This is a genomic window from Paenibacillus foliorum (genome assembly GCF_013141765.1).
Classification (GTDB): domain Bacteria; phylum Bacillota; class Bacilli; order Paenibacillales; family NBRC-103111; genus Paenibacillus_S; species Paenibacillus_S foliorum.
In genome coordinates this window covers 178526-192266 of the sequence record NZ_WHOD01000087.1, presented here as the reverse complement: position 1 = coordinate 192266, position 13741 = coordinate 178526, and the positions used below count along the sequence as shown (strand labels likewise).

Genomic DNA, 13741 nt, shown 5'->3' with positions numbered 1-13741 from the left:
CACTCCTTTATAAATGTTTGGAATTCGTATCTCCAGCATCCTTCTCTACAGAAGCAAGCGCTTTCCACACGGCGGGAACCGTATCCGCATGCAAGCCCTCCCAATGAAATCCTTTTCCACCAAGACTGGTTGGCCTATGAATAATATTTTTGCGCGGTCGGTAATAATAGTCCCAGTCCTCGTAGCCGACTTTTTTCGAATAATCGCCAAGCTTTACAATATCGAAGTTCGCAGTTGTAATATGATGTACCTGATGCAGCAAATTTCTGGAGATGGACAATGCTTTAAGAAAAACCTCCGGTCCGGTCACGGCTGAGCCAAAATTAATGAAAACTCCGCCTTCCAAACTCGCCACTGAATGGCAGTACGACTGGAAGTCATATCCGCTCGCTTTCGCTTGCTCAGCAAAATTGGAATTCGGATGAAGCTGTATATCATCGGTGCCGATAGTAATGTGACAGGTGTAAGGAATACCATATCGCGCGCATGCCCCTAATAAGCTCTCTTCGAAATAGGGAAAACTCTGCGGATACTTGCTCGCATAAGCCATTAAGCTTTCCCCATATCCCAAGCCTTCAGCAAGGCCATCCGTTAATGCCTGATGTATGATATCTCCTGCTTCCTTCCACATGCCTAGCTTCCCGGCTTGCAGATATCCTTCTTCAAGCTCTTCCGCTCGACCACATACTGCCAACTCGATATCCTGGCTGCAGGCTGCGCCTGTAAGGGCGAGATGCGTAATATATCCACGTTTTATTAAATCGATCAAATATCGATTCGCTCCGCTACCTATCATATTGCTTCCAATCGATACCAATACACGGCAACCGTTCTTACGAGCAGTCCATAGTCGTTTAATAAAATCATCGAACTCAGGGCCATTCAAGCTTCCCAGAGTGCTTTGGCTCTCCTCGTCTTGCTCCAGCTCTGATAACGCTTCCACATCTAGCTTGTTATTTCTCGTACTTACCGGATACAGTGTGACCTGACGCTTCCCGTCTATTTGAGCGTTCTTGAGAGACATTGTTGATATTTCAGGAAACTCAACGCCCATTTCTTCCTTCCTCAGCAGCAATGCGTGAAACAATGCCGGTATCGTCTGCTGATGCAGACCGGGAAACAAATAACCCTTTCCCCCAATTTCGTTCAATCTATCGATAAAAACACGCCGCGGCCTATAATGGTAGGCTGGGTCCGTATCTCGGGGCTTTGCCCCGGCAGGCACCGAAACGATATCGAAATTGGCAGCCATAATTTCGCTCATCGGCAAGCCTTTGTTACGGGCAAGCGCTAAACATTTCAAGAAAATTTCCGGACCCGAAATAGCGGAACCAAAGTTGAGAAACACCCCGCCCCCCTGCATTCCCTCTACCGAACGGCTCATAAGACGGAAATCTTCACCAGAGGCTGCCCCCAGAGCCGCGAAATCAACTATTGGATGCTGATGGATAATATCGGTACCAATCGAGATGTGGCATGTATAAGGAACTCCATATTTCTGGCACTGAACAAAGACGCAATCATCATAATAAGGAAATTGTTGTGGATGAGCAGATAAATATGTATAAAGACTCGCCCCGTAGCCCATGCCGAGCTTGGCCCCCTGTTGAACCGCTTCGTTCATATAACGTCCGGTTTCCTCCCACATGCCGAAAGAGCCGTCCTCTATCGAACGTGCCACGTCCTCAGAGGTCTCGCCCAGAAAAGCCAGTTCAAAATCGTGAATACTTGTGGCTCCATTGCCTGAAACATGAGTTAGAAACCCGTGTCTGACTAATTCAATGATGTAACGTGAAAGCCCATTTTTAATTACATGGGCCCCCATGGACCATATAACAGGCAATCCCGCCAAACGCGCTGCTATTATTCGGTCTACCAATTGCTGAAATTCCAAAGAACTGGAGCCAGACCACTGCTCTAGAGTATCCTCGTAGGGTCGAGCCATATTTTTAATAGTAACAAGATTGGTCCGATCAAAAACAGAGTTTGTTTTAATCCCTTGAAATGATAGTCGATTATCAACAGTCATTGGCCGCCTCCTTTCTTATATCAACAGCCTCTAGTTCCAACCATGCAGTAATATTTCCCCCAGCTGGAACTTTCAAGGCTAGTCCGAGCTCCGCCGCCTCACCCAATGTCAATTTGGGAGGAACATTGAACATTTCCAAGCCAATGTTATATTCGCAGCCATAGAATGGAGCGTCACAGTCTGCCTTGAAATTTTGCCAATACCATAAATACGGCCATACCTTTCCATCCCATCGAACCTCTAGAGCAACCTGCTTGCGTGGATTTGTTAGGCGGTATTTATGCTCGTTCATTCGGATATAGAGCAGCTCGCGTTCAGTTCTCTCAGCAGGCATAAGCGATAGGTCGGTGGTTATCCCGTCATTCTGTACGAGCTTCGGCCAATCCCAGCTCTCCTTGGTACCTGGATGAACTATTTTTGCACCATCGTCCAGTGTTATGAAAGATTCTTGTTCGAGAAAAGGAAATCCGTAAGCCAGATGATGCCCCCAATTAACTTCAAGCTCGGTTGAGGCAGATCTATTATGAAGAGTTTCCTCAATACTCACAGTCCCGCTTCCAGACTTTAGAGTAATTAATTTTTCCGTAACTAGAGGCATTGAGCGAATGCGGTTGATGAGCAATACTTGAATCTCATCCCTGTCATCCTTGATGATTTGATAATCCCAAGGCGTAATGGCGGATTCTCCACGATGCACCGTTGCCCCCCGGTATTGGGAGGTGTAGCTCACTTCAGGGAGCATCTCCTGCCATCCACCCTGATAATTGTCTTGATAATCCGCATACAAAGGATGGGCTCGGCTCAAGCTTTGCTCAGTAAACCAGATGAAATCGGTATCTGTCTCCTTATGCAGCCAACGAACAGGCTCCCCGCCCTTATCCAACAGCAAATGAATGAGCAGCTTTTCATTTTCCAACAGTAGAGAACGATAACCTTTAAAAACAATATCATCAATAATTCTGCAGCCGTCGTTGCGGATAGGACGATACAACAAGCCATTCAAGGCAAACACCTCCAGAATTAATTTTCTTAATAATTAAGTTAATTAACCAAAAAAATTTCATACCATCTTCTCTCTTTTTTAAAATAAGTTAATCCATCCTTGTACTATCTAATTTTGAAGTTTCCCGATCAGCCCTCTGTTAGCGACAGCAGCCTGACCGGCTCCGATAGAAGGAAATTCAGCAGTAAAGCAGCAGCCCCTACCGCACCTTGAGATGTTCCGAAAGTGGAAGATTCAATTCTCAATCGGTCTTTGGCGAAGGCATATAATCTTGACTGGAAACGTGGCTTCAGACTATCCATGCTGTCTGATAATAAAGGATACAACCGGCCACCAAGCACGATCACCTCAGGATCATACAGGTTTTGAATGTTAACCAACGCAGTTTCCATATAGCTAATGGTTTTATCTAAACACTGAAGTGCCTCAGGTTCTCTACGCTTTATAGCTGCTTGAAATTCTTCTATAGTACCACCTTGAGCCCACCTGCTTAGAATGCCAGGAATTGAGCCTACAGTTTCCCAACAGCCGCGATTCCCGCAATCACACATTTTACCATCCTGTACAATCGTCATATGCCCCACTTGACCGCTAAGCCCATTCGCTCCCCTGACAATCGCTCCTCCAGATACCACTCCACCGCCGATACCAACACCCATCGTAACAAACACAAGATTTTGACTACTTTTACCTAATCCATACCAGCGTTCAGCCATTGCGGAAGTCCGAGCATCATCATCGATAAGCGTAACAAGACCGCACTGCTCTTCCAATACACGCTGTACGGGGTATCCTTCCCAACCTGGAAAATTCGGAGGTGCAAGCAATGTACCTTGATCATAATCAATTGGGCCCGGTATTCCAGCGCCTAGGCCGAGAATTTTACAGCCCTCTGCTTCGAGACCTTTCTTAACTTCATTTACGATAGGCGTGATGATACGGAAATATTCCTCCGGTCCTTTACAACCACTCATATCCCTTTCAATCGATTGTAATATTTCCCCATTTAGATCCATGACTACAATCTCAAGAGCAGTCCGACCGATATCCAAGCCAATGATCCGGTAAACACGAGGGTCAAATCCAAGCATAACCCTTCTTCGTCCCACGTTTCCCGAGATCGATTCATTCTCACGCAGAACGTTCATTTCAATCAATTCATGTGTAAGATTAGTTAGCGTTCCCGATGTTAATCCAGTCCGTTCAACCAGTTCAACACGGGAGGCTTGCCGGTATTGCCATATGCGTCCGAGCACCTCTGACATGTTATTTTGTTTAACCTGCTGCAAATAAATCATTTTATTAGAAACGATTGTTCTCTCATCCTTTATTTTCTTAATCATTTAGTTAATTCATTATACTTGATGCTTCCGGTTTTTGTAAACCCTCAATGTCACATATTAACATCGACCAATTCGACATATCCCGACATCATTTTTACCAAGTATTGAGATTCACCTATTGTAAAGGTATAATTAAGATGGCTTTATTGAGCATTTTAATGGATAAGTGATGGTGATGATACCGAGATGAACCGTAGAAGTTTTGTTAAAAAAATGCTGATGTCTTTAGCCTTTTTGTCAGCAGGGGCAACCGCCTCGATTCCCTTTGTCCGTCGTTGGATGGTCAATGCCGAATCGGGAAACGTGAAATTTGGACAACCCCATTCCTCTGCACAAGAACTTTCCAATACTCCGCTAGCGTCCTTTTTTTTACTGAGCGATCTTCATATATCGGTTAGTGAATCCAGCATGACAGATAGGCTTCACCTGGCGCTTAAGGACATTTCCGCTTGGGAAATACCCCTTGACGCTATTGTTCTTGGAGGAGATTTAACAGATTTCGGAAGAGCCAGCGACTATAAGCTGTTAAAAGACATTTTAAACGGATATACGCTTCCACAGCTTTATGCCAACATGGGCAACCACGATTATTACGACATTTGGCTGACATCCAAAGGCGAATTCTCCACAGAAACCATGCCTAACGGCAAAACGGATTCAATGGCACGCGAACGATTTATCAATTTTATGGCCTATTATACAAAAAAGCCCTATATTGATGTCTGGGTGAATGATGTTCATCTAATTATGATGTCACAGGAAGCTTATGTTCAGGAAAGACCTGAGGTGGGTGAGGGCGCGTGGTATTCGGATGAACAATTGGAATGGCTGCGCAGCATCATGCAAGCTCATAAGGACGGGCGGCCTGCAATCGTATTCATTCATCAGCCGCTGCCGGATCCGGGAACAGACGGGGGAACTCACCGGGTAATACGAGCTAAGGAGTTCAGAGCTATTCTTGCGCCTTACAAAAATGTATTCGTGCTGTCCGGACACAGCCATCGCAATTTTGTTGGGGAAGAACATTACAACTGGCAGAATTCCTTTCACTGGATCAATAATGCTTCTGTCGGCCGTACACGTGGTGTAGCAGGAGGGGAAGCAGACCCGGCACAAGGATTATATGTAGAGGTATATCCACATCAGGTTGTGCTTCGCGCACGGGAATTCAGCAATCGCACTTGGATCGAATCCTCGGAATGGAAAATCCCTCTGTGGTAGCTTCCTGTTACCTGATACCACAAAATAAAAACCTTTCTCCTTGTTCATGAGGCAAAAGGTTTTTTTTGTTATTAAAGTAGGAAATTTGAAAAATATGTCGAATAAAGTAAAAGTCCTAGTCTGAACCATCACATCCTATCACACATAAGGTGATCCTATTGAATATAATCCATGAGCTGCTCTTAAATATGCTTATCATACTTGCCCCAGTTATGATGTACCATCTGTTTTGGGTAGATCGAATCGATAAATACCAAAAGGTCGTTAATGTTGGCATAATTACAGTCCTATGTACTTGTGCATCGTTACTCTCCTTGATGATAAGTATGGAATTGCTTCCAGGATATTTCTATGATTTACGAGCGGTTCCGTTAGCAATCTGCCTGTTGTATGCCGGGTTGCGTTCTGCTTTAGTTGTCTCCGCTGCAATAATTGCTTTTCGTTTATATATGGGAGGAAGTATTTATGCTTGCCTGTTGGCTGCTATTATCATCACTTTAACACTCGTAATATTGTCATACTGTAAGCCATTTGTAGTTAGCCAACATCGAACAAGGAACATCGCTTACGCTACATTAGCCGGGTTTATAATAGGTTTACTTGCGTCGGTCTTAGCACTTGCGGGGTTGCTATGGGAAGGCTTCGCAGTATCTCGGAGAATTATAGCCTTTCTCGGATTATATTGCGTCGTTCATAGCATTACTCTGGGGTCGGCCGTTTATATTATCGAACAATTTAAGATTAACTTGAAGCTACGCAAGCAAATTCAACATACAGACAAAATGAATACATTAAGCGAGCTAGCTGCCTCATTCGCACATGAAATCAGGAATCCCATGACTGTCGCCCGCGGTTTCATGCAATTCCTTAAACAACCAGGCACCAGCGAGGAAAAAAGACAAATCTATACACAGATGGTCCTTGATGAAATTGATAAAGCCCAATCTATCATTTCTAATTATTTAGTTTTTGCCAAGCCTCATCTGGAATCTATTGAGCTGGTAGATGCTAAGCTTTTGATCCAACAAGCCCTTAACTCCCTTAAATCCTATGCCGTACGCTGCCAAGTGGATTTGGAGATACATCTCGATGATAAGCTGTTCATCAGTACCAATAAAGATAAGTTTGTCCAATGTATCACCCAACTGTGCAAGAATGGGATCGAAGCTATGCCTGCCGGCGGTAAGCTGAAGGTAATTGGATGCATACAGGCTAACCAGGTAAGCATCAACATCATTGATCATGGCATCGGGATGACCAATGAGGAGATCCGCAGGCTAGGAACCCCTTTTTACTCCACAAGGGATAGAGGTACAGGTCTCGGTATGATGATTACATACAAAGCCATTCAGACAATGAAAGGTAAAATTGATGTGACTAGCGAAGTCGGTAAAGGCACTTGCTTCTCCCTACTTATTCCATCACTCTCCTCCTCTTCCTTTCATTGAACAGTCGCTAATATATCCATAACCTCCTTGAACAGCGGCAGAGACTTGTTTGCAGCTGTTTCCGGCATGTTCTGAACCATAACGGCCACTGCATACTTCGGCTGCTCAACAGGACCGTAACCGATAAACCATTGATTCACTCGAGCGATCCCCTCTTTATCTGCTACCTGAGCTGTACCCGACTTTCCGGCAACTGACCATTTTGCAGAACGAAGCGTTGATCCTGTACCGTGGTCAACAACATCGTTCATCCATGATAACAGCCTTTTAGCCGTTCCCGAGGAAATACCTTTGGATAACCCCTCCACACTTTTTTGGTCAAATGCTTCCATCAATCTACCGTTTTGAAATCTAACCTCCTTTACAACGCGGGGTGAAAGGACTTTCCCTTGCTGCAGCAGAGTAACTACCATATTGGCTGCCTGCAGCGGAGTAACCATAACGTCTCGTTGACCGATGGCCGACTGCGCCTTCACTCCTCCGTCCTCCATCGGGGTTGATTCGGCAAATATTTGCCCTTTCTCCTCGGCATCAAACTCTCTGAAGTTGGAATCCTGCATAAAATTACCCTGCCATCCTACGGATACATTTAAACCTAATTTATTTGCGTAATCCTCTATCGCAGCCCCTTTTAACCTATCAGCAATTTTCGCAAAAACAATATTACATGATTTTGCATACCCTTCACGAAAGCTAATTCTGCCATGTCCTTCTTTGTTCCAGCACGTCAGTCCGTATTTTCCAAGCGCTCCATTGCATTCAAACGTTTCGTCAGCTCTTGCGACATTCTCCTCCAAAGCTGCGGCTGCCGTAACTGTTTTAAATATAGAACCTGGCGCTGCAGCCTTTAAAGCATGATTTGCCCATGTCCCATTCTGCAAGTCAATATGCTGCGGATTAAACTCCGGTCGGCTTGCCATCGCAATCACATCCGCGTTAGCTGCATCTAAAACAACTACTGCTCCTTCTTTAATTTGCAACTTGGCCATCGCTTGTTCGATTTTCTGCTGAATGGCAGCATCTAGAGTTGTCATCACCTTAACAGGGTAATAATCATTGTGCGGTCTAACGATTCTTGCATCAAGTCCAGGAAGCGGTCTTTTGGCTGCATCGGTAAATAAGGAAACCGAAGTAGCTCCTATCCCCTGCAACCAAGGCTCAAACGATCTCTCCAAACCCGCCCCTCCTATCTGGCTTGTTAGCTGAAGCTCACCTTGATGAAACTGATTCGTATATTGCCGCGTTATCCGCTCTGGATCTTGACCGACAAAGCCTATTACATGACTTGCTGTCTGTTCGTTATTATATCTCTGCTTCAAACTTGTAACCATCAATTGAGGCAGCCTAAGTGCTGTAATTTGAGCAGACTGTTGCTCACTAAGGGTAATGTTCTTTCCATCAATTGCCCACACCTGAGGGGTCTTCAGAGACTCTACAAATTGGGTCCATACAGACTCCGAAACTTGCAAAATGCGGGCTATCTTGGCATTGTTCTCTTTACCTTCTTCTAATTTCTCATTACGGATAGGAAATACGGTCAGAACCTGGGTTTCGAGACCTGTAATGGATCGACCGTTGCGGTCATAGAAGTCCCCCCGCCCACTATCCAGCACAATTCCTTTTTCACGTTGGATAACGGAATTTTCCACTAAGTCAATCCCGTGCTCTGTCCAATTACGGCTTGCCGCAACTTGGATCCAGAACAAGCGGATATTCAAAATCGCCAATACTCCTATAACGACAATTAGTATATAAAAAAGCCGATGTTTTTTTAGTGGTTCTCCGTCCTTCATCTTGAGCACCCTTTCGCTGACTCGATATGACTAATTATTACTAACCAGTATGATCGACTCCTCGCTTACTCAAACAAAAAAAAGAATCTTTTTAACAGTGTGATACACCGCTAAAAAGATTCTTTCCTACGAATCATATTAATAGAACTCTTTATTTCTACACTTCAAATTTGGATAGCGAGTCTTTTAATGAGTTAGACAATTGATCCAGCTTATCCGACAGACGAACCAGTCCATTACTAATATTCATTTGCTCAGCACTCAAGGATGCAACCTCTTGAGAGGTAGCCGAAGACTCTTCAGCAACTGCACTAACATTAGACATTGCATCGGATAGGACAATTTGAGAAGCATCCAGATTGCTGATAGACTCTGTAACTTCCGACAACTGCCCAATAAATCCGCCCATATGGGTTTGCACTTGTTTAAAGATAGAGTCAGCTTCTTTTACGGATGAAATCTGCTCTTGAAAAATTGGATAGGCTGTTGACAATACATTGACGGTTTCATCGATTTCTCTTTGAATGGTTTCCGTAATCGTGCCTACAATAGCAATGGATTGACGAGATTGGTCGGCAAGCTTACGTATCTCATCAGCAACCACCATAAACCCTTTACCGGCTGCTCCTGCACGAGCAGCTTCAATTGTAGCGTTTAGCGAAAGAATATTCGTTTGTTTGGAAACATTGCTTAACACTTCAAGAATTTTACGGATCGAGCGTGTGCTTTCTTTCAAATTATCAACCTTTTCCACCATATTACGCGTCATCGCTTCGGTGGCATTGGTTTTATTGATCAGCTCAGACATGTACTGAATCCCTTGCTCACTGGATTTCTGCACATCAGAAGCAGCCGTTCCCATTACGATATTACCATCAACGACTGCTTTCATTTGCACGCCGATGTTATAGGTCAATTCATTGCCTCGTTCTGATTCAACCGCTAGGCTGGATGCGCCTCCGGCAATTTCTTCCGTAGCAACGGCAATCTCTCTTGCTGAAGTCGCTGTTTTCTTGGAAGCGTCCGATAACTCTGTTGCAGTGTCTAGTACTTCCTGCGCGGAGATGTTCGTTTGCTGCACCAGCACCGTAATTTTCTGCATCATTTCGTTAAAGCTGTTCCCCAGCTGTCCAATCTCATCCTGGGAACTAACGGTCATGCGTACAGTCAGATTACCCTGCTCGCCTTCTTTCATCAAGTTGCGAAGGGTAATAACAGGCCGTCCTACCATTCTCGCTACAAGGAACCCAATACCACCAGCAATTAGCGCCGCAACCAATGCCATAATCCAAGTCATATCAGAAATGGTTCTAGCATCCCTTACCAGCTCGGCAACCGGCATAGCACCCATCAGATACCAACCTGATTTCGCGGATTGGAAATAGACAAGCTGTAAGTCCTTCTTAATGTTCATGATGCTGTGGTTCTCACCTTGGAGAGACGCCACATCAACATCAATCGTGCTCTTCTGACCTAGCGTAGCTGCATCTGGGGAATAAACCACTTTAAAATCAGGTGCAAGCACCAAGGTTTGACCACCCTCACCCATATTAATCTGGGCAAGCTCCTTACTGATTACATCGATATTAACCTCGATCACCAATATATTTTGCTGACTGTTGTTTGTCGTATTTTTAAGCACGCGCCCAATAGCAAATGAAGGAACACTGCTAGTGCTGGCGTCGCCATAGCCCTTGCTCTTCGTTTCCAACCAAGTAGCTTTACCGCTATTATCAACTATCCTCTTAAACCAATCTTCTTTAGATGGGTTTTCTTTGGTACCGGTAGCTCCTGCTGAGCTGATTATTTCGCCTGACAGGGAGAACAATTGAAGCGACTTGATCGTTTTGTTCGCATAGGCATACACATTCAGCTTATCACCAAGCTTTTGACGTAATTGCAAATAATCAAAAGTAGATTTGTCAAAAGTAGTAATATCCGATAACATCCTCTTCATTTCTTCATCCAACAGGATTTGCATCGTTACATCTTCATAAGTCCCGTATAGCAAGTCTAGCTTCTGACCAGCTTGAATAATCGTCTGCTCAGATGCGTCTGCTACCTTCTTTTGTATAACACCTTTTGAAATATTATAGGATGTAAAACCTACGGTCAAAACAAAAAATAATATGCTGACAAGGAAAATCAAAAATAATTTCATCCCAATTGATTTAATCGGATTCTCCAACCGCATACCTTTCATTGAGTCTGGCATACCTTGCAGAAATGTTGTCCCCTTGTCTCCTGTGCTGCTTGCTGCTGTCTGTGTCGTGAACTGTTTACCGATCTTGGCTGTCCATTGCTTAAGTATAGACAGTATTCCCTTCAAAGGAACCACCACCCTGGTCTGAAATAGTTGCTAGTTTGTTAAATCTTTCTTCGTTTCCCAAGTATTAATTCGACATGCTTTGCCATAATCCTTTTAATAAATCGCTTTCATTCCAAATAAATAGTTCCACCGCCTCAAATTCGCAATAAAACGCTATGTAGTTGAAACCTTTTCGACACGTTGGATAATATTCCTTTTCCACATATTTGTCTATGGGTCCATCGTCCCATCGGGATTTCCAACCATTTTTTAGCCAATGAATTTGGCAAAAAAAAGAACCTCTTAACTAGAAGAGATCCTTACAATTTATATATGGATTTAAGCCTTAGTCATTTTTTTACGCATCATATCAAAAGGCTTCACGGGTTGTTCAACTTTCATTTGAATCAATTGCAGCGGATGACGTGCCGCATCGAGTTCATTACCCGATTCATCTTGAATCGATGGAACGGATTGTTTAAAGAACGTACCTTGAGGACCGAAAAATTCGATTTCTTGTCCCGGCTTGAAATGATTGCGCTGCTGGATAGTAGCTATGCCGCTCACTTCGTCGTAAGCCATCACAACTCCAACAAAATCAAAAGGCGCTGCTTTGTCCTCCGGCTCAAAAATGTGATCCTCATGATCGGGATGCTCATAGAAGAAACCTGTGTTGAGCGGGCGATTCGCAGCCTTCTGTATCTCATACTGCCATTCCGGCTTCATCACATAGTTTTCTGGGTCAGCAAAATAGGCATCAATCGCTTGACGGTATGCATTAACTACAGTTGCCACATAGTGGACACTCTTCATCCGTCCTTCAATTTTAAAGCTGTCTACCCCTGAGCGTATAAGCTCGGGAATATGTTCAATCATACATAAATCCTTAGAGCTCATCGAAAAGGCATCATCGTTCTCACTAAACAACGGCAGTTCCTTTATGCCTATTTGCTGATTTTGATCCTCTTCCGTAGTAAAAAGATCATATTTCCACCGGCAGGACTGCGAGCATCCGCCGCGATTAGAGTCTCTATCCGTGAAATGGTTCGACAGCACACAGCGGCCCGAATAGGAGCTGCACATAGCGCCGTGAATGAACACTTCGATTTCTACATTCACATTTTCCTTAATATCGACAATCTCCTGCATGCTTGCTTCACGAGCCAGCACAACTCGCTCCGCTCCCTCTTCCTTCCAAAATTGCACGGCTTGCCAATTCATCGTCGATTGCTGCGTGCTCAAATGGATTTCAAGCTTAGGCGCAACTCTCTTACAGGTTTCTATAATTATCGGATCAGCTACAATGATAGCAGCTACACCTGCGTCTTGAATGCCCTTCAAATAAGCTTCCAATCCATCGATGTCTTCGTTATGCGCAAAAATATTAGTAGCCACGAATACCTTAGCCCCATAGCGGTTTGCAAATTCAACCCCTTGACGCATTTCGTCAAACGTAAAATTATCGGCATTGGATCGTAATCCATACTGCTGCCCACCAATATAAACGGCATCAGCCCCATAGTGAACGGCAAACTTAAGCTTCTCCAAGCTGCCAGCAGGAGCTAGCAGTTCCGGTTTCTCCAGACGGACGCGTTTCCCTAATAGCTGTTGATTGATCAAAGTCATGGTTTCCACCCCTCTTGAACTTAATAGACTTGCTCTTTATAAAAGAATCCGTATGACAACTCGCGCCGCGGATCCTGAAGTTCCTTAATTGCATCGAGCCATTCCTCTTGAAACTTATAATTCTGAGGATCAGCTAAATAGGAGTTAATGGCTTGACGATAGCTTTTGACAACCGTCTCATTATATTCTACACTCTTCAGCAGACCTTCAATCTTCAAGCTGTCGATCTGTCCATCAATAAGCTCGTTGAGATTTTCCAGCATGCAAACATCATCTGAGCTCATGATATGGGTACCATTCTCATCCTCATACACCGGGAATCGCTCATCCTTACGCTCCTGCTCAATCAGAAACAAGCCGTCCTCCTGGCCCTTGCTGGCTTCCTGACCGCTGCTGCGACCCTGGTGGGCTTCATAGTTAGTCACCAGACTGCGTTTGGAGTGATAAATATTTGTAATCCCATGTACCTGAACCTGAACCTCCATTGAGGGCAGCTTACTTTTAATATCGAGTGTTTCATCCATGTTCAGCTCACGGGCCAATACAACGCGTACTGCGCCTTTAGAGCCCCAATAGCTGGCAGTCTCTGAATTGGTTGAAGTCATCTCTGCATTCCAATGCAGCTTCATCCCTGGTGCTGCTTGGCGAATAGATATCAACACGGCAGGATCACCGAATACTACCGCATCTGCTCCAAGCTCATGTACGCTCCGCAAATAATCGGGTAAGGATTGCAGCAGTTCATTATCCATGATCTTATTAACGACTACATATACCTTTGCACCGCGCTCATGCGCCCAAGGGATTAAGCTGCCTAGCTCTTTCAGGGAAACATTACCTGGCAACCTCATGCCGAATCGATGCTCCCCAACTGCAACAGCGTCGGCCCCCGCTTCAATGTAGCGCTGCGCCTCTATTGTAGAACCGGCCGAAATATACAGCTCCGGTTTTTTCATTCTGAAATTCTCCT

General features: G+C 44.5%; 9 protein-coding genes. 2 read left to right on the top strand and 7 right to left on the bottom strand.

Annotation, left to right across the window (positions count from 1 at the left end):
- Nucleotides 1-7: 7 nt before the first annotated feature.
- The 3 genes from GC093_RS23350 to GC093_RS23340 form a co-directional block, all read right to left on the bottom strand.
- On the bottom strand, nucleotides 8-2029 hold the full coding sequence (locus GC093_RS23350; RefSeq protein ID WP_171654311.1) for a GSU2086 family protein: 2022 nt from the start codon (nucleotides 2027-2029) through the stop codon (nucleotides 8-10).
- Entirely contained in the window at nucleotides 2019-3032 is a 1014-nt protein-coding gene (locus GC093_RS23345) for a DUF4432 family protein (protein WP_171654310.1), read from the bottom strand. Before GC093_RS23345 ends, GC093_RS23350 begins: the two co-directional genes overlap by 11 nt.
- A gap of 128 nt (nucleotides 3033-3160) precedes the next feature.
- Nucleotides 3161-4375 (bottom strand): ROK family protein, encoded by a 1215-nt coding sequence (locus GC093_RS23340; RefSeq protein ID WP_171654309.1) that lies wholly within the window; start codon nucleotides 4373-4375, stop codon nucleotides 3161-3163.
- A 186-nt stretch (nucleotides 4376-4561) separates the two neighbouring features.
- Here GC093_RS23340 and GC093_RS23335 point away from each other — a divergent pair, with 186 nt between their 5' ends.
- Both GC093_RS23335 and GC093_RS23330 read left to right on the top strand, forming a co-directional pair.
- Nucleotides 4562-5596, top strand: coding sequence for a metallophosphoesterase family protein (locus tag GC093_RS23335; protein ID WP_171654308.1), 1035 nt, complete (start codon nucleotides 4562-4564; stop codon nucleotides 5594-5596).
- Between the two features lie 158 nt (nucleotides 5597-5754).
- Nucleotides 5755-7044: an ATP-binding protein gene (locus tag GC093_RS23330; RefSeq protein ID WP_171654307.1), complete on the top strand. Its 1290-nt coding sequence runs from the start codon at nucleotides 5755-5757 to the stop codon at nucleotides 7042-7044.
- Here the strand turns inward: GC093_RS23330 and GC093_RS23325 are convergent.
- The 4 genes from GC093_RS23325 to GC093_RS23310 form a co-directional block, all read right to left on the bottom strand.
- Nucleotides 7038-8762: a peptidoglycan D,D-transpeptidase FtsI family protein gene (locus GC093_RS23325; protein ID WP_246315112.1), complete on the bottom strand. Its 1725-nt coding sequence runs from the start codon at nucleotides 8760-8762 to the stop codon at nucleotides 7038-7040. The genes GC093_RS23330 and GC093_RS23325 overlap by 7 nt on opposite strands.
- Before the next feature lie 232 nt (nucleotides 8763-8994).
- A complete protein-coding gene (locus GC093_RS23320; protein WP_446686373.1) occupies nucleotides 8995-11040 on the bottom strand; it encodes a methyl-accepting chemotaxis protein in 2046 nt (681 codons plus the stop codon).
- A gap of 444 nt (nucleotides 11041-11484) precedes the next feature.
- The gene (locus GC093_RS23315) at nucleotides 11485-12771 is read right to left on the bottom strand and encodes a peptidase U32 family protein (protein ID WP_171654305.1); all 1287 of its coding nucleotides are present in this window, start codon (nucleotides 12769-12771) and stop codon (nucleotides 11485-11487) included.
- A 20-nt stretch (nucleotides 12772-12791) separates the two neighbouring features.
- On the bottom strand, nucleotides 12792-13727 hold the full coding sequence (locus GC093_RS23310; RefSeq protein ID WP_171654304.1) for a peptidase U32 family protein: 936 nt from the start codon (nucleotides 13725-13727) through the stop codon (nucleotides 12792-12794).
- Between the last annotated feature and the right edge of the window lie 14 nt (nucleotides 13728-13741).